General features: G+C 69.2%; 18 protein-coding genes and 1 tRNA gene. 10 read left to right on the top strand and 9 right to left on the bottom strand.

All coding sequences use genetic code 11. From position 1 onward, the window contains the following. Positions 1 to 4: 4 nt before the first annotated feature. Positions 5 to 1,252, bottom strand: coding sequence for a glutamate carboxypeptidase (locus ACSQ2B_RS06145; protein ID WP_436048255.1), 1,248 nt, complete (start codon positions 1,250 to 1,252; stop codon positions 5 to 7). Between the two features lie 176 nt (positions 1,253 to 1,428). Here ACSQ2B_RS06145 and ACSQ2B_RS06140 point away from each other — a divergent pair, with 176 nt between their 5' ends. Next, positions 1,429 to 2,046: an ATP-dependent Clp protease proteolytic subunit gene (locus tag ACSQ2B_RS06140; protein ID WP_436048254.1), complete on the top strand. Its 618-nt coding sequence runs from the start codon at positions 1,429 to 1,431 to the stop codon at positions 2,044 to 2,046. A gap of 189 nt (positions 2,047 to 2,235) precedes the next feature. Here the strand turns inward: ACSQ2B_RS06140 and ACSQ2B_RS06135 are convergent, their stop codons facing one another. Beyond that, positions 2,236 to 2,397, bottom strand: a complete 162-nt coding sequence (locus ACSQ2B_RS06135; protein WP_436048252.1) for a hypothetical protein — start codon at positions 2,395 to 2,397, stop codon at positions 2,236 to 2,238. An 87-nt stretch (positions 2,398 to 2,484) separates the two neighbouring features. Further along, positions 2,485 to 5,031 carry an Ig-like domain-containing protein gene (locus tag ACSQ2B_RS06130; RefSeq protein WP_436048250.1) on the bottom strand — a complete coding sequence of 849 codons (2,547 nt, stop codon included), beginning with the start codon at positions 5,029 to 5,031 and terminating at the stop codon, positions 2,485 to 2,487. Positions 5,032 to 5,408: 377 nt separating this feature from the next. Between ACSQ2B_RS06130 and ACSQ2B_RS06125 the strand changes: the two genes are divergently transcribed. The 6 genes from ACSQ2B_RS06125 to ACSQ2B_RS06100 all read left to right on the top strand — a co-directional run bounded on the left by ACSQ2B_RS06125 (position 5,409) and on the right by ACSQ2B_RS06100 (position 10,198). Next, positions 5,409 to 6,323 (top strand): class I SAM-dependent methyltransferase, encoded by a 915-nt coding sequence (locus ACSQ2B_RS06125; protein ID WP_436048248.1) that lies wholly within the window; start codon positions 5,409 to 5,411, stop codon positions 6,321 to 6,323. Next, positions 6,320 to 7,060 (top strand): RNA pseudouridine synthase, encoded by a 741-nt coding sequence (locus ACSQ2B_RS06120; RefSeq protein ID WP_436048246.1) that lies wholly within the window; start codon positions 6,320 to 6,322, stop codon positions 7,058 to 7,060. The genes ACSQ2B_RS06125 and ACSQ2B_RS06120 overlap by 4 nt, the downstream gene beginning before the upstream one ends. Further along, positions 7,057 to 7,728, top strand: a complete 672-nt coding sequence (locus ACSQ2B_RS06115) for a spermidine synthase (protein WP_436048244.1) — start codon at positions 7,057 to 7,059, stop codon at positions 7,726 to 7,728. Before ACSQ2B_RS06120 ends, ACSQ2B_RS06115 begins: the two co-directional genes overlap by 4 nt. A 113-nt stretch (positions 7,729 to 7,841) precedes the next feature. Continuing rightward, positions 7,842 to 7,926, top strand: a tRNA-Leu gene (locus tag ACSQ2B_RS06110). 176 nt (positions 7,927 to 8,102) lie between these two features. Then, positions 8,103 to 9,461 (top strand): trigger factor, encoded by a 1,359-nt coding sequence (gene tig / locus ACSQ2B_RS06105; RefSeq protein ID WP_436048242.1) that lies wholly within the window; start codon positions 8,103 to 8,105, stop codon positions 9,459 to 9,461. 197 nt (positions 9,462 to 9,658) lie between these two features. Then, entirely contained in the window at positions 9,659 to 10,198 is a 540-nt protein-coding gene (locus ACSQ2B_RS06100) for an OmpA family protein (RefSeq protein ID WP_436048240.1), read from the top strand. A gap of 36 nt (positions 10,199 to 10,234) precedes the next feature. Here the strand turns inward: ACSQ2B_RS06100 and ACSQ2B_RS06095 are convergent, their stop codons facing one another. Further along, entirely contained in the window at positions 10,235 to 10,648 is a 414-nt protein-coding gene (locus tag ACSQ2B_RS06095) for a hypothetical protein (protein WP_436048238.1), read from the bottom strand. Positions 10,649 to 10,781: 133 nt separating this feature from the next. Beyond that, positions 10,782 to 11,807 (bottom strand): phosphoribosylformylglycinamidine cyclo-ligase, encoded by a 1,026-nt coding sequence (purM, locus tag ACSQ2B_RS06090; protein ID WP_436048236.1) that lies wholly within the window; start codon positions 11,805 to 11,807, stop codon positions 10,782 to 10,784. Between the two features lie 84 nt (positions 11,808 to 11,891). Here purM and rnd point away from each other — a divergent pair, with 84 nt between their 5' ends. Together rnd and ACSQ2B_RS06080 are read left to right on the top strand one after the other, a co-directional pair. Continuing rightward, positions 11,892 to 13,070, top strand: a complete 1,179-nt coding sequence (gene rnd / locus ACSQ2B_RS06085) for a ribonuclease D (RefSeq protein WP_436048235.1) — start codon at positions 11,892 to 11,894, stop codon at positions 13,068 to 13,070. Positions 13,071 to 13,529: 459 nt separating this feature from the next. Then, on the top strand, positions 13,530 to 14,666 hold the full coding sequence (locus ACSQ2B_RS06080) for an extracellular catalytic domain type 1 short-chain-length polyhydroxyalkanoate depolymerase (RefSeq protein ID WP_436048233.1): 1,137 nt from the start codon (positions 13,530 to 13,532) through the stop codon (positions 14,664 to 14,666). A gap of 21 nt (positions 14,667 to 14,687) precedes the next feature. On the opposite strand, the gene ACSQ2B_RS06075 is transcribed toward ACSQ2B_RS06080, so the two are convergent. The 3 genes from ACSQ2B_RS06075 to ACSQ2B_RS06065 form a co-directional block, all read right to left on the bottom strand. Continuing rightward, positions 14,688 to 16,175, bottom strand: a complete 1,488-nt coding sequence (locus tag ACSQ2B_RS06075; protein WP_436048232.1) for a Ppx/GppA phosphatase family protein — start codon at positions 16,173 to 16,175, stop codon at positions 14,688 to 14,690. After that, complete coding sequence (locus ACSQ2B_RS06070) at positions 16,156 to 18,360, bottom strand: RNA degradosome polyphosphate kinase (protein ID WP_436048230.1); 2,205 nt, start codon at positions 18,358 to 18,360, stop codon at positions 16,156 to 16,158. The genes ACSQ2B_RS06075 and ACSQ2B_RS06070 overlap by 20 nt, the downstream gene beginning before the upstream one ends. A gap of 66 nt (positions 18,361 to 18,426) precedes the next feature. Continuing rightward, positions 18,427 to 19,089 (bottom strand): DnaA ATPase domain-containing protein, encoded by a 663-nt coding sequence (locus tag ACSQ2B_RS06065; protein WP_436048228.1) that lies wholly within the window; start codon positions 19,087 to 19,089, stop codon positions 18,427 to 18,429. 231 nt (positions 19,090 to 19,320) lie between these two features. On the opposite strand from ACSQ2B_RS06065, the gene ACSQ2B_RS06060 reads away from it, so the two are divergent. Further along, the gene (locus ACSQ2B_RS06060) at positions 19,321 to 19,902 is read left to right on the top strand and encodes a UrcA family protein (protein ID WP_436048226.1); all 582 of its coding nucleotides are present in this window, start codon (positions 19,321 to 19,323) and stop codon (positions 19,900 to 19,902) included. Between the two features lie 108 nt (positions 19,903 to 20,010). Here the strand turns inward: ACSQ2B_RS06060 and ACSQ2B_RS06055 are convergent, their stop codons facing one another. Beyond that, positions 20,011 to 20,775: an arginyltransferase gene (locus ACSQ2B_RS06055; RefSeq protein WP_436048224.1), complete on the bottom strand. Its 765-nt coding sequence runs from the start codon at positions 20,773 to 20,775 to the stop codon at positions 20,011 to 20,013. Positions 20,776 to 20,826: the final 51 nt, after the last annotated feature.

Below are 20,826 nucleotides of genomic sequence, written 5' to 3'. Positions count from 1 at the left end.
CCGCCTACTTCATCCTGGGCGGCGGGTTGGCGCCCAGCTCCATCATCAGCTTGGTCAGCAGGTAGAGCCTGGGCGTCAGCGTGCCGAGCTCCAGATATTCGGCGTCGGAGTGGAAGCCGCCGCCGACCGGCCCGAGCCCATCCAGCGCCGGCACGCCGGCGTCCGCCGCCAGCGCCGATTCCGAAGCGCCGCCGTTGCCGCCGCGTCCGAGCGTCAGGCCAAGGCCCGCGTAGATCGCCTGGGCCTGGTCGGCCAGGGCCTCGGTCGCGGCGTTGGAGGGCAGGGGCGGGTAGGCGCTCTCGCGGGTCACGGCGACGGTGGCGTCGGGCGTCCGGGGCTTGGCGGCGTTCGCCCGGTAGGTCTGCTCGACCTTTTCGAAGTCGGCCTTCTCGCGGACGCGCACATTGATCTGCGCCTCGGCGTCCTCGGGGATGATGTTGTGGCGCGTTCCGGCGCGCATCACGGTGAGGTTGGCGGTGAGGCCGGGCCCCGACTTCGGAAAGACGTCGTTCGCCTCGATCTGGTGGATCAGCTCGACGGCGGCGTTGCGGCCGTCCTGGGGCGCGACGCCGGCGTGGGCCGCGCGGCCCTTCACGGCGATGTGGAAGGTGGTCGAGCCCTTGCGCCAGACCGTCAGCATGTCCGGCGGATCGCCGGGCTCGAGGTTCAACTCGACGTCGGCCTCGGCCAGCAGGCGCGCGATCAGCGCCCGCGTGCCTGGCGAGCCCCGTTCTTCTGAACTCTCAATGAGGAAGGTGATCGACTTGAAGTCGGTGAAGCCCCGCTCGCGCAGCAGCCGGATCGCCTGCAGGCCCTGAACGACGCCGCCCTTCTCGTCGGCGACGCCAGGGCCGTAGGCGCGGGCCTGGTCGATACGGAACGGCCGTTTGGCCACCGTTCCAGGGCCGAAGACGGTGTCGAGGTGGGCGATCATCAGGATCCGGCCGCGGCCCTTGCCTTGCAGCCTCGCCACCAGATTGTCGGGCAGGCCGGGCGCTTCGGCCGGGACGGTCTCGACGGTCATGCCGAGCGCCTGCAGACGCGGCGCGAGGATGGCTGCGACCTTACGTCCTCCGTCGACGTCGCCGGTCCCGGAATCGATGTCGACGATCTGTTGCAGCAGGGCGATCTGGTCGGCGCGGGCGTTGACGGCTGCGCGCCACAGGGCGTCGTCGCGCTTCGCCGGGGCGGCCTGGCCGGGGCTCGCCAGAGCCGCTGCGGCCGCCAAGGCGGCGATTCCCGCGATCCTCATCCGAACTCCTGCTGCCGTCTCGAGCCTTGACCATGGCGGCCCGGGAGGCGCGCCGCCAGCGGAAACGGCGACCTGACGCCCAAGCCGCCTTGCGCGCGGCTCGCGGGCACGCGATATCCAATGCGGCGCGCGCCGTTCGGCAGGCGCGCGTGAGATTCCAGAAGGGCTTCCTCCATATGCGTGACCCCGTCACAACCGCGCTGGGCCTCGTGCCGATGGTCGTCGAGCAGACGAGCCGAGGCGAGCGCGCCTACGACATCTTTTCCCGCCTGCTGAAGGACCGGATCATCTTCCTGGCCGGCCCGGTCGAGGACGGCATGGCCGCCCTGATCTGCGCGCAGCTGCTTCACCTGGAAGCGGAGAATCCGAAAAAAGAGATCCAGATGTACATCAACTCCCCCGGCGGGGTGGTGACGTCCGGTCTCGCGATCTACGACACCATGCAGTACATCAAGAGCCCGGTGATCACCCTGTGCCTCGGCATGGCGGCCTCGATGGGCTCATTCCTGCTGATGGCCGGCGAGAAGGGCAGCCGTATCGCCCTGCCGAACTCGCGCATCATGGTGCACCAGCCGTCGGGCGGCTTCTCGGGCAAGGCCTCGGACATCGAGCGCCACGCCGAGGACATCATCAAGACCAAGAAGCGGCTGAACGAGATCTACGCCAAGCATACCGGCAAGCCGATCGAGGTCGTCGAGGAGACCCTCGACCGCGACTATTTCATGAGCGCCGAGGAAGCCCGCGACTGGGGCATCGTCGACCACGTCTGGGAAAAGCGCGAAAGCGAGGGCTGAAGTCCTGGTCTAACTCCGTCATCGCCCGACTCGTTCGGGCGACCCACCCCAAGGTCGATCTGCATCAGCTGCGGTCGGCGTTTTGGGCTGGGTGGCCCGGACGTACCGGGCCATGACGGAAATAGCGGAGCTATGAAAAAGGCCTGGGCGGCTCCGCTCGGCCTTTCGTCATTCAAGGGCGAGGCGGCCTCAGACCCAGGTGTCGAGGTTCTCGCCCGTGCCCGGCTCCAGCGTGCGGCCGCGGCGCGGCTGTTTGCGGTCGCTGGCCTTGCGAACGGACTCTTCGTCGACCTTGCGCGTCACCGGCTTGATCGGCGTTATCGGACGGTAGGTGACCGGCTGGAGCGCCACGACGAATCCTCGCGAATCTTACGCTTCCAGCATCGCGCAGAGCTGTTAACCGGTGGTTAGCCTGCGGCCGGCGGTCGAGCCTGGGCGCTAGCTGAAGACGAAATCGCCTGCGGACAGCTGGTCGACGGTCACGCCCCGGACGAGAACATCGTTGTTCGCGTCGAGGCTGATCAGGACGCCATTGGACGTGGCCTGGAAGTGGCTGGACAGGTCCGCAAAGTCGCTGAAGCCGAAGCCGTCGAGCTCGATCCGGTCCTTCCCCGCCTCGAAGTCCATGATCTGATCGTGCCCGCCGCTCGGGCTAAAGACGAAGAGATCGGCCCCGGTCGTCGCGGTCGCAGCGACGGTCGCGGCGTCGCCCCACATTTGATCGGCCCCGGTCCCACCGACCAGGGTGTCGTCGCCCCCTTGGGCGGCGCCCAACAGCTCCGCGCCGTCGCCGTAACGCAGATTGGCGCCGGGGGGCGGATTAATGGTGTCATATCCCAGCAGCAGATCGTTCCCGCCCTGGGCGTTGTCCGTCAGCGACTCGGCGTCTCCATAGGCCGTGCGGCCGGTCACCGTGTCGTCGCCGCCCTGCGCATGGCCCGACAGCGTCGCGCCGTCGCCGTAAGCAAGACTGTAGTTGAAGTTCGGGTAGGTGAAACCGCCCTGCACCAGATCGTCCCCGCCCTGGGCGTAGTCCGTCAGCGACTCGGCGTCTCCATACGCGACGATGCCCCCCACCGTATCGTCACCCCCCACGGCATAGCCGCTCATGGTCCTGGCGTCGCCATAGCCCCAGGTGTCGTGGCCGGCGTGGCCCAACCAGGTGGGCTTAACCAGGTCATTGCCCCCGTGGGCATGGTCCGTCAGGGAATTGGCGTCTCCGATCGCCACGGATCGCCTTAGGCCGAGCGCGACCACGTAGTCGTCGCCGCCGGTGGCGTAGCCGCTGAGCGTCAGGGCGTCTCCCAACGATGTCGCTATGCCGGCCCCATTGTCGGCCACGGCCTTGACGTAGTCGTCGCCGCCGCCTGCCTGGTCCGCGATGGAGAGGGCGTCTCCGATCGCCATGGCCGAGTTGGAGCGCCTAAGCTCCAGGTTGTCGTCGCCGCCCTGAGCCTGGTCCGAAAGGCCCCGCACGTCGCCCACCAGGCCGGTGGCTTGGGCGGTGCTCCAGGTTTGCCCTTCCGCGGCGGCGTCGCCGTCAAGAATGGTGTCGCCGTCGAGGAACCTTAGGAAGAGCCCGCTGACGGTCCAGGCGACCTCGGCTGGGGTGGTCGTCGTCCCGTCGAAGACGCCGTAGGCCACCCTCACCGTGGTCTCCTCGCCGGGCGCCAGCTGGTCGTAGACCGCTGCGGTCGAATCCAGCGTGAAACTGTGGGTCGCGGCGTCGTAGGTCACCCCCTCCGGCAGCACGGCCGGCAGGTTGACGACCGTGCCCGAGGGATCGGGCAGGGCCTCCAGCGTGGCTGCCGGACCGTCCGCTTGCACCGCCGCCACATTGAAGAGCGAGATCGCCGTCGCCTTGTTGCCCGCGGCGTCGGTCGCGGTGATGGTGAAGCTGTTGGGCTTGTAGGAGTAGCGACCAGCGTCTGCGCTCCAGTCGCCGTTGGCGTCGGCGATGACGGTGGCCACCTTTGTCCCGCCCTCGAAGATGGTCAGGACCGAGCCCGGTTCGCTGACGCCGCTCAACCTCACGTCCTCCCCCGGGGCCTCCATGTGGGCGATGACGACGGGCGCCTGGGTGTCGACGGTGAAGGCCAGGGCTGCGCTGGGCGCGCTGGTGTTGCCGGCCTGGTCGGCGGCCGTGGCGGTGAGGCTGTGGTCGCCGTCGGCGAGCTTGCCCAGGGTATAGCTCCAGTCCCCCGTGCCGCTGGCCTGGACCTGGCCCAGCTTGGTCGCCCCATCGTAGACGGTGACGAAGGCGTAGGCCTGGGCCTTGCCGGTCAGCGCCTGGTTGGCGACGTCGCGGGCGGCGTTGACATAGCCGCCGACGATCTTGGCGTCGGCGAGGTTGGTGGGGGCGCCCGGCGCATGGGTGTCGACCGTGAAGGCCAGGATGTTGCTGCGGTCGCTGGTGTTGCCGACGATGTCGGTGGCGGTCGCCGTCAGCTTGTGGGCGCCCTCCGAGAGCTGCCCCAGGGTGAAGCTCCAGGTCCCGTCGCCGCTGGCCTTGACGGTCCCCAGCTGGGTTTCGCCGTCGTAGACGGTGACCGTGGCGCCCGCGTCGGTCTTGCCGGTGAAGGCCTGGCTGGCGGTGTTGTGCTCGGCGTTGACGTAGCCCTTCGAGATCGCGGCGTCGGCCAGGGTGTCGGGCTTGGACGGCGGCCGGGTGTCGACCTTGAAGCTGAGGATCTCGCTCGCGGCGCTGACGTGTCCCGCCGCATCGACGGCGGTGGCGGTCAGCTTGTGCGGACCGTCCGCCAGCCGCCCCAGCGTGAAACTCCAGGCCCCGCTCGCGTCGGCGGTGGTGGACCCGAGCTGGGTCGCGCCGTCATAGACCCTGATCGTGACGCCGGCGTCGGCCAGGCCGGTCAGCGCCTGGCTTGCGGTGTCGCGGACGTTGTTGACGTAGCCGTTGACGATGGCGGAGTCCGCAAGGCCGCTCGGCGGCGCAGGCGTGGACGAGCTCGAAGTGGTCGTCGGCATCGTGGCCCCCCTCACGTGTTTTATTGCTAGTGAGGTTAATGCCGTGTGCAACTTATAATTGTCAAATCGTATCTATGTTGCCCTAGCTCAGAGCGAGACACATTTTGCTCTGTGAAAGACCTATTTTCGCCATGGTGTCGCCATGCTGGAACTCGCGTTCGCAGCAAACCTGCCAGCGAGCATGGCCATTTATCCCGCCGGGCGACAGTGCGAAAACGTCCGCTGAGCGTTTTCAGCGGCTTGCGGCGGCCCACTTGGGCGGCCCGGTCGAGATATCCGCTCGCGACCGGCGAAGACCGCGCTTAAAGGGACGCTGACATGAGCAAACCCTTTCGACCGACCTTCCTGCCGCGCCGCCTCCAGATGGCGTCCGCGGCTTGAGCGACCCCGTGACGGCCTGCGTGTACGGCGCGCCCCCGCCGGCCCTGGCGACGGCGCCCGCGGGCGCGCAGCAGGTCTCGCCCCTGGTTCCCGGGGCCGAGCCGATCGAGGCCCTGGCGCCGGCCAGCCTGTCCGCCGCCGTGATCGCCGCGCCGCCGGGCACGCTTGAGCGTCGCTATGCGCTGGCCCTGGCGCTGCGCGCCCTGCAGCCGGGCGGCGCCCTGACCGCTCTGGCGCCCAAGGAAAAGGGCGGTTCGCGCCTGCGCAAGGAGCTGGAGGCCTTCGGCTGCAAGGTCGAAGAGGAGGGCCGCCAGCACCAACGGATCTGCTACGCCGTGCGGCCCGAGACGCCAGAGGGTCTGGCGGCGGCGATCGCCGCAGGCGGTCTCCAGCGGCTCGGCGACAACGGCTTATGGACCCAGCCGGGCGTCTTCAGCTGGGACCGTGACGACGCCGGCAGCCAGCTCCTGATCGCCGCCCTGCCGGCCTTGAGCGGCAAGGTCGCCGACCTCGGCTGCGGGATCGGCGTGCTGGCGAGCGCCTTGCTCGCCAGCCCGAAGGTGAAGCGGCTGGAGCTGGTGGATCTCGACCGCCGGGCGCTGGAGGCCGCGCGTCGCAACGTCGAAGACCCGCGCGTCGCCTTTCACTGGGCCGACGCCCGCAGCGGCCCCGACCTGACCGACCTGGATTTCGTGGTGATGAACCCGCCCTTCCACGACAGCGGCCAGGAGGACAAGGCGCTGGGGCAGGCCTTCATCCGCAGAGCTCGCCAGATGCTCCGCAAGGGCGGGACGCTGTGGCTCGTGGCCAACCGGCACCTGCCCTACGAGACCGTGCTCGGCGAGCAGTTCAGCCGGGTTGCGCCGAAGAGCGAGGGCAAGGGCTTCAAGATCTACGAGGCGCGGACATGAGCACGACCATGCGGCTCGACCGACTGCTGGCGAACATGGGCTACGGCTCCCGGCGCGATGTCCAGCAGATGGTCCGCCACGGGTGCGTCGTGCTCGACGGCGCGGAGGTGAAGAACGCCGAGATGCGGCTGCCCATCGGCCCGGACCTGGTCGCGCGCATGCAGGTGAACGGGGCCGCCCTCGACCCGCCGCCCGGCATGGCGATCATGCTGCACAAGCCACTGGGGGCGACCTGTTCGCACAAGGAGGCCGGGGCGCTGGTCTATGACCTCCTGCCGGCGCGCTGGCGGTTGCGCGACCCGGCCGTCTCCACCGTGGGACGGCTCGACAAGGAGACCTCCGGCCTGCTGCTGCTGACCGACGACGGCGGGCTGCTGCACCGGATCATCTCGCCGAAAAAGCATGTGTCGAAGCGCTACCTGGCCACCCTGGCGCGGCCGCTTGAAGGTCACGAGGCCGGACAGTTCGCCTCCGGCGAGCTGATGCTGGAAGGGGAGGAGAAGCCGCTCCTGCCGGCGAAGCTGGAGCCCCTGTCCGAACGCCAGGCCTGGCTGACGATCACCGAGGGCCGCTACCACCAGGTGCGCCGGATGTTCGCCGCCATCGGCAATCACGTGGAGGCGCTGCACCGCGACCGGGTCGGCGGCCTCGACCTGCCGGCGGACCTGGCGCCGGGCGAGATCCGGCTGATGGGGCCGGACGATGTCGCCGCGGTCTTCGCAGGCGGCCCGGCATGATCCGCTGGGAGCAGCTCGACACGGCCAAGATCCCCGACGGCGGCGAGCTGAAGCTGATGCGGCGGGGGACCGAGCTTTCGATCATGTCCGGCTCCATCGAGCTGATGAACAGCCGCCTGAGCGGTTCGGAAGAGGCGCTTGCGAGCCTGACGTGCACGCCGCTCGCGACACAGCCGAAGCCGAAGATCCTGATCGGCGGCCTGGGCATGGGCTTCACCCTGCGCGCGGCGCTCGCCGTCCTGCCGCCCGGGGCCGAAGTGGTGGTGGCCGAGCTGGTGCCCGCGGTCGTCGCCTGGGCGCGCGGCCCGATGGCCGAGCTGTTCGCCGGCTCCCTGGACGATCCGCGGGTGAGCGTGCGCCTGGGAGACGTCGGCGAGGCCATCGCCGCTAGCCGGGGCGCCTACGACGCCATCCTGCTGGACGTGGACAATGGGCCGGGCGGCCTGAACCGCGAGGCCAACGACGGCCTCTATAGCGCCGCCGGCCTGGCCACGGCGCGCGCGGCGCTTCGCCCGGGCGGCGTGCTGGCGGTGTGGTCGGCGGCGCCGGACGCGCCCTTCGTCGGGCGCCTGCGCAGAGCCGGCTATGCGGTCGATGAGAAGCAGGTCCGGGCGACGCGCAGCGGGAAGGGCGGCCGCCACGTCATCTGGCTGGCTGCCCGCCCCTGAGCGATCGGGCTCCGGCGCGCGACCGGACGTTTCCCAAGATCGACGACCCCGTTCCCGCTTGGGGTGATGAGCCTTGGCCGCCGCGCGCCTATTCTGTAAGGGAACGGCTCTGGGCGGATGTGGCGGAACTGGTAGACGCACTGGATTTAGGTTCCAGCGCCGCAAGGCGTGGAGGTTCGAGTCCTCTCATCCGCACCAGGTGACGGGCTCAGGGGGCGCCAGCTGGGCCACGGCTTTTGGCTTTGACGCCGGGGCGGGCCATGACATAAGTCGCCGCCTTCCGCCCCGGCTTCCGTGGGCGGGTTCCTTTTCCATGTGAGAGGCGGTTCGCGGCGTGCAAGCGTCCGCACGAGCCCCGGAAGTCAAGAATGTCGATGCAGATCGTTGAAAAGTCTGGCGAAGGCCTGAGCCGCGTCTTTGGCGTGACCGTCCCCATGGCGGACCTTGCCGAAAAGCTGGAGGCGCGGATCGCCGAGATCACGCCGACCCTCAACATCAAGGGATTCCGCCCCGGCAAGGTGCCGACGGCCCACGTGCGCCGCCTCTACGGCAAGGCGCTGATGGGCGAGGTGCTGGAGCAGACCATCACCGAGACCAGCCAGAAGGTCATCTCCGACAACAACCTGCGTCCCGCGGGCGAGCCGGACCTGAAGCCGGAAGGCGACCTCAACGAGGTCGTCGACGGCAAGGCCGACCTCTCCTACGAGCTGGCCATGGACCTGATGCCGGACTTCACCCCGGTGGACGCCGCGACGCTGGAGCTGAAGCGCCCGGTCTATGAGCCGAGCGACGCCGAGGTCGACGAGGCCGTGGCCGAACTCGCCAAGCAGAACCGCACCTACGAGCCCCGCACGGGCAAGACCGTGAAGGCCAAGGACGGCGACATGGTCGTCATCGACTTCGTCGGCAAGCTGGACGGCGAAGAGTTCGCCGGCGGCTCGGCCACGGACGCCGAGCTGACCCTGGGCTCGGGCCAGTTCATCCCGGGCTTCGAAGAACAGCTGGTCGGCGCCAAGCCCGACACCGACGTCGAGGTGAAGGTCACCTTCCCCGAGGGCTATCAGGCCGCCCACCTCGCCGGCAAAGAGGCGGTGTTCGAGGTCAAGGTCAAAGAGGTCAAGGCGCCGGTCGACACCGTGGCCGACGACGCCTTCGCCGAAAAGCTCGGCATCGAAAACCTCGAGAAGCTGCGCGAGCTGCTGAAGGCCAACCTGGCCGAGCAGTACACCCGCGCCAGCCGCTTCAAGCTGAAGCGCGCCCTGCTCGACCAGCTCGACACCAAGCACGACTTCCCGCTGCCGCCGAAGATGGTCGAGGCTGAATTCGCCTCGATCTGGAACCAGGTCCAGCAGGACAAGACCAACGGCGCCCTGCCGGCGGACGACGCCGAGAAGACCGACGAGCAGCTGCAGACCGAATACCGTAAGATCGCCGAGCGCCGCGTGCGCCTGGGCCTGGTGCTGGCCGAAGTCGGCCGCGCCGAGAACGTCCAGGTCACCGACCAGGAGCTGGCCGAGGCCATGCGCCAGGAGGCCATGCGCTACGGCGCCCAGGCCCAGCAGATCTTCGACCTGTTCCGCCAGAACCCGAACGCGCAAGCCCAGCTGCGCGCGCCGATCTTCGAGGACAAGGTGGTCGACCTGATCGTGTCCAAGGCCAAGGTCGAGGACGAGCAGGTCTCCAAGGAAGAGCTTCTGAAGGAAGACGACCTGCCGGAAGGCTACGGCGAATAGGCCCCAGTCTCACCGATCGAAAAGAGCCCCGGTCTCCCGCGAGACCGGGGCTTTTTCTTTGGGCGTCAGCAGCTCGCCCTCGGCAGGATGCTCGCCGCGGCGATCTGGTCTCGGGAACTCAAGCGAAGCTCCGACATTCTGATGTGAGCTGGGCCATGGGGGATGGCTTCCGAAAAAAGCTGACGTTGGAGGAGACGATGATGAAGTCGGGCCTGATGGCGAGCGTCGCCATATTAGCGGCGCTCGCGACAAGCGGTTGCGCCAGCCACAAGTTCGTTCGAAAGCAGGTGGGCGTGGCCGAGGCCCACACCACCCGGGTCGAAGGCACCGCCCGCGACGCCCTCGACCGGGCGAACGCCGCGCACAAGCTGGCGGAAGGCAAGTTCCTCTACCAGGTCGTGCTGTCGGACGATTCCGTGAAGTTCCCGGTCGACCAGCACGCCCTGTCGCCGGAAGCCCAGGCGCGGCTGTCGGAGCTGGTGCAACGGCTGAAGGCGGAGAACCGCAACGTCTACCTGGAGGTCCAGGGGCACACGGATTCCACCGGCGACGCCGCCTACAACGAAACCCTGGGCAAGGCGCGGGCGGAAGCCGTTCGGCGCTATCTCAACGAACAGGGCGTGGCGCTGAACCGGATGGCGACGATTTCCTACGGGAAGGACGTGCCGGTCGCGCCGAACGATACGCCCGAGGGGCGGTCCCAGAACCGGCGGGTGGTCGTCGTCGTCCTGTCTTAGGCGAGGTGAGGAGATGCAGCCCTCGCGGGCTGCGTCTCAGACCTGCGGCGGGGCCGGCTTGGCCGCCGGCTCGCCCCACTGCGATGCGGTGACGGCCGCGCCCAGCGTCTGGCAGAGCCGCAGATTGTCCATCAGCTGCGGATAGAGCGGATCGGTCTGCGGGAAACTGCCGGGCTCCCAGGCCGCCGACGCGCTGGGCGTGGCGTCGCCCAGCACCAGGAAGGGACGGCGGGCCTGGCCAGGAAGGTCGTAGGCGCCGCAGAGCAACCGGAGCCCGCCGCCCGCGCTCAGCACCTTCAGATCCGAGATCTGCAGATCCTGCGGCGCGGACTTCCAGCGGTAGAAGAAGTCGACGAAGAGCGACGGAAGCGGGTCGGCGGCGCGCACGTCGGCCGGCGTGGAAGCCAGACCAGGAACGGCGCTCAGCAGGACGGCCACGGCCGAGCACACGGTAGGAATTCGACAGTTCATGTGGCGAGATTGCGGCCGCTCCGCGGCGCCGGCAATTCGCCGTTATGGTCAAGCTTCAAGATGACGCGGGTGGGCCGCCTTCCGCCGCTTCGCGGGGGAGGTAGCCGCGGCGCTAGGCGGCCGCCAGTTCCCCGATGACGAAGGCGTCCTCGCCGGCGCGCACCAGGCCTTCGAGCACGTCGGGAAGCTCGTGCGGATCGACGATCAGCATCAGGCCGACGCCGCAGTTGAAGGTCCGGCGCAGCTCGTGCTCGGAGACCCCGCCGGTCTCCTGCAGCCACTGGAACACCGGCGGCAGGGCCCAGGCGTTCCAATCGAAGCGGGCTTCCAGGCCCTCGGCGATGGCGCGGGGCGGGTTTTCGATCAGGCCGCCCCCGGTGATGTGCGCCAGACCCTCGACGCGGCCGGCCTTCAGGTGCGGCAGCACCGTCCGGACATAGATGCGGGTGGGGGCGAGCAGGGCCTCGGCGAGGCTCTTGCCGGGCTCGAACGGGGCGTCGGCCTCCCAGGCCAGGCCCGAGCGCTCGACGATGCGGCGGATCAGCGAATAGCCGTTGGAGTGGGGGCCCGAGGAACCCAGGCCGATCAGCAGGTCGCCGACCTTCTGGTCGCCCAGCCGCGGCAGCACCTTGTCGCGGTCGACCGCGCCGACGCAGAAGCCGGCCATGTCATAGTCGCCGGGCGCATACATGCCCGGCATTTCGGCGGTCTCGCCGCCGACCAGGGCGCAGTTGGCCTGCCGGCAGCCCTCGGCGATGCCGGCGACCACGGTGGCCGCGGCCTCCACGTCCAGCTTGCCGGTGGCGAAATAGTCGAGGAACAGCAGCGGTTCGCCGCCCTGGGCCAGGAGGTCGTTGACGCACATGCCGACGAGGTCGATGCCGACGGTGTCGTGGCGGCCGGCCTCGATGGCGACCTTCAGCTTGGTGCCGACGCCGTCGGTGGTGGAGACCAGCAACGGATCGTCGTAGCCGGCGGCCTTCAGATCGAAGAGGGCGCCGAAACCGCCCAGGGAGACCTCGGCGCCGGCCCGGCGCGTGGCCTTGGCCAGTGGCTTGATCCGCTCCACGAGAGCCGCCCCCGCGTCGATGTCGACCCCGGCTTGGGCGTAGGTGAGACCATTCGGCCGCTCGGACATTGAGGTAACGCCTTCAACGAAATAATGGACCGCGCACACAGCGGGCCTTGCAGACTCGCGCCCGCGCGGGGCTATAGCTAATCGATGACGCCTATTACCACCACCGCGGAACTTGCGCGGTATTGCGAGACGATCAAGGGCCAACCGTTCGTCGCCGTGGACACCGAGTTCATGCGCGAGACGACCTACTGGCCGAAGCTGTGCCTGATCCAGGCCGCGGCGCCCAATGCGCACGCCGTGATCGATCCGCTCGCCGAGGGCATGGATCTTGAGCCCTTCCTCGACATCCTGCGCGACGAGTCGATCCTGAAGGTGTTCCACGCCGCCCGGCAGGACGTGGAAATCTTCAACAATCTGCAGGCCATGCCGCGGCCCTTGTTCGACACGCAAGTGGCCGGTATGGCCGCGGGCTTCGGCGAGCAGATCGCCTATGACGCCCTCGTCCGGCAGATGCTGAAGATCGAGCTCGACAAGTCCAGCCGGTTTACCGACTGGGCGCGCCGTCCGCTGTCGGACAGTCAGCTGACCTATGCGCTCGCCGACGTGACCCACCTGGCCGACCTCTATCCCAAGCTGCGCCAGCGGCTGGAGCAGGACGGCCGCCTGGCCTGGGTGACCGACGAGATGGCCGTGCTCACCGATCCGGCGAACTACGACGTCGATCCGGAGAACGCCTGGCGCCGGCTGCGCCCGCGCAAGCACACCACCAAATATCTGGCGGTCTACCGGGCCGTCGCCGCCTGGCGCGAGCGCACCGCCCAGCTGCGCGACCAGCCGCGCGGCCGGATCCTGAAGGACGAGGCGATCGACGAGGTCGCCACCCAGGCGCCGATCGACGCCGACGGCCTCGACCGGCTGCGTTCGGTGCCGAAGGGCTTTTCCGGTTCGCGCTTCGGTCCGGACCTGCTGCTGGCCATTCGCGAGGCGCTGAAGGATCCCGAGGCCTATGCGCCGGTGATCGAGCGGTCCAAGGTCCCGGCTTCGCCGGCGGCCGGCGCGGTGGTCGAGTTGCTCAAGGTGCTTCTCAAGGCGCGGGCGGAGGAGGCGGGCGTCGCCTCCAAGCTGATCGCCACCGTCGCCGACCTGGAGCAGATCGCCAACGACGACGACGCCCCGACCTCGGCGCTGAAGGGCTGGCGGCGCGAGGCCTTCGGCGAGGACGCGCTGAAGCTGAAGCGCGGCGAGCTGGCCCTGGTGCTGGACGGCGCGCGCGTGCGGGTGGTGGAAGTCCGTCGTGCGCCCAAGGCGGCGACCGCCGAGTAGAAATCTGGAGATATTCGCAACCGATTGAAGTTGCGGATATATCTCTATCCGTCCACGGCCGGTCCACAGCCGTTCCACAGGCTTTTGCACAGGGCTGCTCCCCTGGAATAACGACGGTCTCTTGTCGCGCCGATCCGATCGATGGACGCTGTGTCCTGCAACGAGGGGCTGAGGCGCGGCGCACCGCAAGGGCGTCAAGCGGGCAGACGGTTCCGGCAAGCTGAAGGGCTCGGGGCGACCCGGCTTCCTCCCTCGCCGGATGCGTGGACGACCTTGACGCCTGCACGGGGGCGTTCAACTCGAGGCGCAGATTCCCAACGGATCTGTAAGAGCGGCGTTCGGGCTCCCCGGCGTCGCTCTTTTTCGTGGCGCCGAAAAAAATTCTGCTGCATCGCAGCAAATGCTGCGTTGCAGCATTATGTTTGGTCTGCCGAGAGCGTCGGCGTGGGGACCATGGAAATGTCTGGACTTGGTGAGACGACGGCCCGGCTCGCGGGACTCCGCAAGGCGATGGAGCACCCGCCGGGCCCGGGCGACGACGCCGGCCTGACCGAGGTTCGTGGCTTCGGCTTCAATCCGGGCGGTCTCAGGATGCTGGCCTATGTTCCCGCCGGCCTCGCCCCGAACGCGCCCCTGGTGGTCGTCCTGCACGGATGCACCCAACGGGCCGGCGCTCATGCCCGTTCCGCCGGCTGGATCACCCTGGCGGACCGCCTCGGCTTCGCGGTGCTCGCGCCGGAGCAGCGGAACGAGAACAACCCCAACCGTTGCTTCAACTGGTTCGAGCCCGTCGACATCGCCCGGGACTCCGGGGAGGCGGCCTCGATCCACGCCATGAGCCAGCACATGGTGCGGGCCCACAAGCTCGACCCGGCGCGGGTGTTCATCACCGGGCTCTCGGCGGGCGGCGCGATGACGTCGGTGCTGCTGGCGACCTATCCGGAGACCTTCGCCGCCGGCGCCGTGGTGGCCGGTCTCCCGTTCGGCGTCGCCCGCAATGCGCAGGAGGCGTTCGGCGCCATGCACGGCGGGACGCGCCTGGACGGCAAGGCGCTGGGTGGCCGGGTCGACCGCGCCGCCCCGCCGCCACGGCGCAGGCCGCGTCTGGCGATCTGGCACGGCGAGGCGGACGCCGTGGTCGTCAGCGGCAACGCCCAGGCGCTCGCCCGCCAATGGGCGGCCTACCTCAGGCTGGACGAGCAACCCGACGAGGTCCAGGCGCGGGCGCGCTGGACCCGCTCGGTGTGGCGCGGCTCGGACGGCGAGCCGATCATCGAGATGAACCTGCTGGCGGGCCTGGGCCACGGGACGCCGCTGGCGGCCAGCGGCGTCGATCCGATCGGTCAGGCGGCGCCCTTCATGCTCGAGGCGGGGGTCTCGTCGTCGCTGGAGATCGCCCGCTTCTGGGGCCTCGCCCCGCCGGAAGCCGCCGCGCAGGCCGAGGCCTGGAGCGATCTCGGCCCCGCGCCCAGCTCGCATGAACCGCGCTCTCGGCGCCTCGGCGACAAGATCATGGCGACCATCTCCCCGCACGTGCCCGAAGGCGTGCAGCAGGTCATCGCCAAGGCGCTGACCTCCGCCGGCCTGATGGGCTGAGCCTGTGGCGGCTCAGGCGACCTAGATTCGCAGCCGAAGCGCGGCGGCCAGCGTCTGGGCGCGCTTGGCCGTCTGTTCGCCGAGCAGCAGGTCTTCCCAGCCGGGCAGAGCTTTCAGCAACAGCCGGTCGCCGGAGATGGAGAGGGTGGCGTTGGGCAGGAGCTGGGCGTTGCGGCCGGAAAGGTCGCAGCCCAGCCGGATCGCCGCGCCGAGCGCCCGGGCGCGCTGGCGGCGCTCCGGCGTCAGCAGGCGGTTGATGGTCGAGGCTTCGGGCGGGGTAGCGGTTGCGGAGTGGCGCGCGAAGGCGGCGCAGGCCAGGAAGGCGCGCTCGGCGTGGCTCATGCCGGCGATCGGCGCGCGCAGCACCTCTTCGAAGGCGATGTCGGCGCGGTGGTCCGGGTGCAACCGCGCGCCGACGTCGGCCAGTCGGCAGGCCGCGGCGGTCAGCACCGGGTCGCGGCTGGCGAACAACGGCGGCAGCTGGCCGAAGGCCGGGCTGACCCAGGCTTCCAGCGCAGCGCCAAGCTCGAGCGACAGGCCGCGCACCGCCGTCAGCGCCTCGCAGCCCTCGATCAGGGGATCTCGCGCCCGCACGCTGGGGGACATGGCGTCGAGCAGCAGGCCTTCGCGCACGCCATAGGCTGAGATCGTCACCCGTTCGACGCCGAGCCGCTCGATCACCGCCTCCAGCACCAGGGCGGCGTAGGGCAGGGTGTCGAAGCGCTTCTTCGAAAGTCCTTTGATGCTTTCCAGCGACGATTTCGACAGCCGCTCGACGAAGCGGGCGACATCGACGGCGTCGCTGCGGCTCATCTCGTACTGGTGGGCGACGCGCAGCGGGTAGTGCGACATCTCCATGTGCAGCAGGGCGAGATTGCGCCAGGCGCCGCCGACGGCGTGGAAGCTGCGGGCGCGGAAACGGCCGGCCACCGGACCCAGCTCCGCCTCGATGGCGCGTCGCGTCCGGTCGATGTCGAGGGGGCGTGGCGCGCCGAGCGCGAACGGGCCCAGCGCCAGGGTCGCCCCATCCTGCGGCGCGCCGTCGGTCAGGCGCACCAGCTCCAGGCTGGACCCGCCCAGGTCGCCGACCACGCCGGCGGCCGTGGGATCGCCGGCGAGAACGCCGAGCGCCGCATAACGCGCCTCCTCCTCGCCGGAGAGGACCCGCACGTCGAGGCCGGTCTCGGCCTTGACCCGGCGCAGGAAGGCCTCGCCGTCGGCGGATTCGCGCACGGCGGCGGTCGCCGCGGCGGTGATCTCCTCGGTTCCCCAGCCGTTCAGCAGGGTGCGGAAGCGGTGCAGGGCGGCCAGCGCCACCTCCACCCCCTCGGTCGAGAGGCGGCCGGTGACGGGCAGGTCTCGGCCCAGGCCCGCGAGGGCCTTCTCATTGAAGACCGTCCAGATCGCCCGGCCCTCGACCCGGTAGATCACCAGGCGAACCGAGTTCGATCCGAGGTCGATGACCGCGGCTTGGCGCGCGTCGAGACGGTTATCCGCGCGGAGCCACATCTTCGATCGCGCGCGGCATGTCCTTAACCCTTTGGCCTCGACCCGACAGGCTGGGATTGGTCATGAAGTACTCATGCGCCGAGAAGGCGTCCGGATGATCCCAGGCCGGGTCACGCGTATAGCGGCCCTCGCTGTCCGCGGTCCAGCTCTGAGCTTCATCGCGCAGGTTGGCGACCATGATCTGATTGAGCACCTGGCGGTGCACGGTGGGGTTCTCGATCGGCGTCAGGGCCTCGACCCGGCGGTCCAGGTTGCGCGGCATCCAGTCGGCCGAGGAGATGAACAGCCGCGCCTCGGCCGAGGGCAGGGGCTTGCCGTTGGCGAAGGCGACGATCCGGCCGTGCTCCAGAAAGCGGCCGACGATGCTCTTCACGCGGATGTTCTCGGAGAGGCCGGGGATGCCGGGCCTGAGGCAGCAGATGCCGCGGATCACCAGCCGGATATCGACGCCCGCCTGGCTCGCTTCGTAGAGGGCGTCGATGATCTGCGGATCGACCAGGGAGTTCATCTTCGCCCAGATGCCGGAGGGCTTGCCCTGGCGGGCGTGCTCGGCCTCCTGGGCGATCAGCGCCAGAAGGTCGCGCTTCATCGTCACCGGGGAGAAGGAGAGCTTCTCCAGCCGGTCGGGCTGGGCGTAGCCGGTCACGAAGTTGAAGAGGCGGGTCGAGTCGCGTCCCATCGCCTGGTCGGTCGTGAACAGCGACAGGTCAGTGTAGATGCGCGCGGTGACCGGGTGATAGTTGCCGGTGCCGAAGTGGCAGTAGGTGCGAAGCGCGTCACCCTCGCGCCGGACCACGGTCGAGAGCTTGGCGTGGGTCTTGTACTCGACGAAGCCGAAGACGACGTGGACGCCCACACGCTCCAGGTCCCGCGCCCACTTCAGGTTCGCTTCCTCGTCGAAGCGGGCCTTGATTTCGATCACCGCGGTGACGTTCTTGCCCATTTCCGCCGCCTCGATCAGGGCGGCCACGATCGGGCTGTCCTTCGAGGTCCGATAGAGGGTCTGCTTGATCGCCAGCACGTTGGGGTCGCGGGCGGCCTGGCGGACGAACTGCACCACCACGTCGAAGCTCTCGAACGGATGGTGGACCAGGATGTCCTTCTCGCGGATCGCGGCGAAGCAGTCGCCGCCGTGGTCGCGGATCCTCTCGGGGAAGCGCGGCTCGAAGGGCTTGAACTTCAGCTCCGCCCGGTCCGGCGGGATCAGCTGGCTGAGCTCGTCGAGGCCCAGCAGGCCGTCGATCAGGATGATGTCCTCGGGCTGGGCGTGCAGGTTCCCGACGATGAAGCCGCGCAGCTCCTCGGGCATGGCGGCCTCGAGCTCGACGCGCACGACCGAGCCCATCCGCCGCTGCTTGAGGGCGGCCTCGAACTCGCGGACCAGGTCTTCGGCCTCTTCCTCGATCTCGACGTCGCTGTCGCGGATCAGCCGGAACACGCCCTGGCCCTCGACCTCGCAGCCGGGGAACAGGTGGTCCAGGAACAGGGTGACGAAACCCTCAAGCGAGAGGAACCGGCGCTCGGTGCGCCGGCGTCCGGCGCGCGGCAGCTCCCAGAAGCGCGCCACCTGGGCGGGGATGGGCACCAGGGCGTAGAGCAGTCGCCCGTCGCTCACCCGTTTCAGCTTGAGCACCAGCGAAAAGGCGAGGTTCGGGATGAAGGGGAAGGGGTGGGCCGGGTCGATGGCCAGCGGCGTCAGCACCGGGAACAGCTGGGCGGCGAAGATGTCCTCCAGCGCCTCCTTTTCCCGCTCGCTCACCTCGCTGGGCCCGACCAGCCGCAGGCCCTCGGCCGTGAGCTCGCCGCAGATCTGACGCCAGCGGCGCTGCTGGGCGTCCATCAGGTCGGCCGCTTCGGCGTTGACCCGCTCCAGCTGCTCGGCGGCGGTCAGGCCGTCCTGGCTGACGACGCGCACGCCTTCGCGCACCTGCGCCTTCAGGCCGGCGACGCGGACCATGTAGAATTCGTCGAGGTTGTTGGCCGAGATCGCCAGGAAGCGCAGCCGTTCGAGCAGGGGATGGCGCGGGTTCTTGCTCTCGGCGAGCACCCGGCGGTTGAACGACAGCCAGGAGAGCTCGCGATTGAAGAAGCGCTGGGGCGAGTCCGCCAAGGCGTGGGCGGCCGTATCCGGCGTGCGCGCCTCCTCGGGGATCGGATCCGAGGCGATGGGCGCGACATAGGTCATCGAGGAAACTCCAGAGGCGCCGGCGTGGGCCCGTTGTTGGGCCTGGTTCCATAGCCGGACAAGTCTTCACTCAAAAAGATCAAGGTTTTGAGACTCCTCCTCAAGGACCGCTCTGGCAAGCAGTCGCGAGATCGGTCCGTCTGCCGATTCATCCATCCGCCGGACCACCTCCTGCGCCTCCGGAATGGACCTCGGCATGCGCCGCAGCAGGTAGGGATAGACCTCCTGGGGCGGGCGGATGCTGCGTTCGCGGAACAGTTTGCGCAGCACGCCTTCCAGCACGTCGTCGTCCGGCGCCTCGATCTCGGCGACGAACAGGGCGTTCAGCCGCGAGCGCAGGTCGGGCAGGTCGGCCGGCCAGGCCGCCGGCCGGATGCGGGCGGTCATTAGCAGGCCCGCGCCCTCGCGGCCGGCCAGGTTGATCAGGTGGAACAGGGCCTCGGCCGGGACGCCGCGATCGACATCCTCCAGCAGGGCGGGACGGCCGTCGGCCGCCGCCAGGTCGGGCGCCTCCCGCGACAGGATCACAGCACCCGTCTCGGCCGCCCATGCGCGCGCCAGGTGGGTCTTGCCGACGCCTTCCGGTCCCGCCAGCACCAGGCAGCCGCCGGGCCAGCGCGGCCACGAATCCACGGCCGCCAGCGCCTGGGCGTTGGACGCCCCGGCGATGAACTCCTCGCGCGTGTGGCGGGGTTGACGCTGAAGCCTCAGGCGAAGTTGCTGGGCCATGCGCCGGATCCGAAGGTGGCGATCACGATGACAATCTAGGCGCCCGGGCCGGCCAAAGCCACAACCGACGGCCGGCGTCCCCGGGTTTCACAGGGGCAGGCCCCAGGCGCCCCTCCCGTCGCGCGGGAACTTCGCCGCGAGCGCGGGGTTCATCAAGCCGGCAGATCTCCGTCGCATCCTGGCGTCGGGGGAGGAATTGGCGGTCGATCTCCTGCAAGGGAAGGAACGACCATGCTCGAATCAAGAGCTTCATTCAGGACTTGGATTTGCGCGGCGCTCGCGGTCGGCCTGACGGCCGCGGCGGCTCCGGTGATCGCCCAGACGGTGGGCGAGCTCACGGTGACCGGCCGCTACGGCGTCGGCCCCGACGTTCGCAGCCTCTCGGCTCCGGTCAGCTACCGCGACCTGGACCTCACCACCCAGGGCGGCCGAGATGTTCTGCGCGAGCGCGTACGTATGACCGCGCAGGATCTCTGCCGCCGCCTGGGCGAGGCGGGGGCCGGCGGCACGGCGCTCCTGCCGTCCTGCGAACGGGACGCGGTCAACAGCTCCGCCGAACAGCAGCGCATGGCCTTCGCCGGCGCCAAGTCACAGGCCTATGCGGTCAACCCGCCCGCCGAGCCCTCTGCGGCTCCGGTCGGGCCGACCGCCGCGATCGAGCCTGCGCCCGCCGCCGAGACCTACGGCCAGACCGCCAGCGTCACGACACAGACGGTGACCAGCGGCCCGGTGCCGGACACGCCTGAGAATCGCGCGCGCTTCGGCGGCCCGATGTCCCGCCGCGGTCAGCACACGGCGCCTGCGGGGAATTGATGGCCTGCGGGGAATTGATGGAATGAGGCGAGGGCGGCGGGTTCTGGCGGAGGCGACGTTTGTCGCCTCCCGGCAGACATGACCCGACGTCCTCGTCGGAGGGCCGCTTCAGCCCTCCGTCTCGACCTTCAGGTCGCGGCTGGACATCAGGGTCCAGCCCTCGGGCTTCAGAAGCTCGATGGGGGAGAAGCGCACCTTGTAGTCCATCTTCTCCGAGCCGCGGACCCAGTAGCCCAGGTAGACGTAGGGCAGGTTGGTCAGGCAGGCCTGGATGATGTGGTCGAGGATCACGAAGGAGCCGATGCTGCGGCGCTTCTGGGTGGGGTCGTAGAAGCTGTAGACCAGCGACAACCCGTCGCCCATCAGGTCGACCAGGGCGCAGGCGATCAGGTCGCCGGGACCGCCGTCCTTCGACTTGGCGCGGTATTCGATGATGTGGGTGCGGACCGCGGTGTCCTCGACCATGGCGACGTAGTCGGGCCAGGTCATCTCGGCCATGCCGCCGTCGGCGTGGCGGGTGGTGAGGTAGCGCCGCAGCAGGTCGAACTGCTCCATGGTGGCCTCGGCCTCCACCAGGTGTCGCTCGAGGTCGTCGTTGCGGTTCAGCACCTTCCGCTCGGAGCGGGAGAAGATGTAGTCCGTCGCCGGCAGCCGCGCCGAGACACAGGCGGTGCAGGCCTCGCAGGCGGGGCGATAGGCGATGTTCTGGGACCGGCGGAAGCCGACCTGGGTCAGGCTGTCGTTGACCGTCGCCCCATCCGACAAAGGCAGATGGGCGAAAACCTTCCGCTCGAACCGCTCGGGCAGATAGGGGCAGGGAGATGGGGCAGTCAGGAAAAACCTGAGCTGTCTTGTCGCAAAATGCTGCGTCACGGACTCCGGTCGCCCTTAACCCTGTTTGAGATGATTAGGGGGCATGCGCGG

Source organism: Phenylobacterium sp. LjRoot225, from assembly GCF_964252855.1.
Lineage (GTDB): Bacteria > Pseudomonadota > Alphaproteobacteria > Caulobacterales > Caulobacteraceae > Phenylobacterium.
Note: the sequence above shows the minus strand (reverse complement) of the source record. Positions and strands in the feature narration are given on the sequence as shown.

What these genes read in the sequence shown, in the direction of transcription:
- rnd (WP_436048235.1), top strand. Translation starts at nt 11,892, where the DNA reads ATGACGCCTATTACCACCACCGCGGAACTTGCGCGGTATTGCGAGACG.
- ACSQ2B_RS06115 (WP_436048244.1), top strand. Translation starts at nt 7,057, where the DNA reads ATGATCCGCTGGGAGCAGCTCGACACGGCCAAGATCCCCGACGGCGGC.
- ACSQ2B_RS06100 (WP_436048240.1), top strand. Translation starts at nt 9,659, where the DNA reads ATGATGAAGTCGGGCCTGATGGCGAGCGTCGCCATATTAGCGGCGCTC.
- ACSQ2B_RS06130 (WP_436048250.1), bottom strand. Translation starts at nt 5,031, where the DNA reads ATGCCGACGACCACTTCGAGCTCGTCCACGCCTGCGCCGCCGAGCGGC.
- ACSQ2B_RS06070 (WP_436048230.1), bottom strand. Translation starts at nt 18,360, where the DNA reads ATGACCTATGTCGCGCCCATCGCCTCGGATCCGATCCCCGAGGAGGCG.
- tig (WP_436048242.1), top strand. Translation starts at nt 8,103, where the DNA reads ATGCAGATCGTTGAAAAGTCTGGCGAAGGCCTGAGCCGCGTCTTTGGC.
- ACSQ2B_RS06075 (WP_436048232.1), bottom strand. Translation starts at nt 16,175, where the DNA reads ATGTGGCTCCGCGCGGATAACCGTCTCGACGCGCGCCAAGCCGCGGTC.
- ACSQ2B_RS06120 (WP_436048246.1), top strand. Translation starts at nt 6,320, where the DNA reads ATGAGCACGACCATGCGGCTCGACCGACTGCTGGCGAACATGGGCTAC.
- ACSQ2B_RS06080 (WP_436048233.1), top strand. Translation starts at nt 13,530, where the DNA reads ATGTCTGGACTTGGTGAGACGACGGCCCGGCTCGCGGGACTCCGCAAG.
- ACSQ2B_RS06145 (WP_436048255.1), bottom strand. Translation starts at nt 1,252, where the DNA reads ATGAGGATCGCGGGAATCGCCGCCTTGGCGGCCGCAGCGGCTCTGGCG.
- purM (WP_436048236.1), bottom strand. Translation starts at nt 11,807, where the DNA reads ATGTCCGAGCGGCCGAATGGTCTCACCTACGCCCAAGCCGGGGTCGAC.
- ACSQ2B_RS06060 (WP_436048226.1), top strand. Translation starts at nt 19,321, where the DNA reads ATGCTCGAATCAAGAGCTTCATTCAGGACTTGGATTTGCGCGGCGCTC.
- ACSQ2B_RS06065 (WP_436048228.1), bottom strand. Translation starts at nt 19,089, where the DNA reads ATGGCCCAGCAACTTCGCCTGAGGCTTCAGCGTCAACCCCGCCACACG.
- ACSQ2B_RS06140 (WP_436048254.1), top strand. Translation starts at nt 1,429, where the DNA reads ATGCGTGACCCCGTCACAACCGCGCTGGGCCTCGTGCCGATGGTCGTC.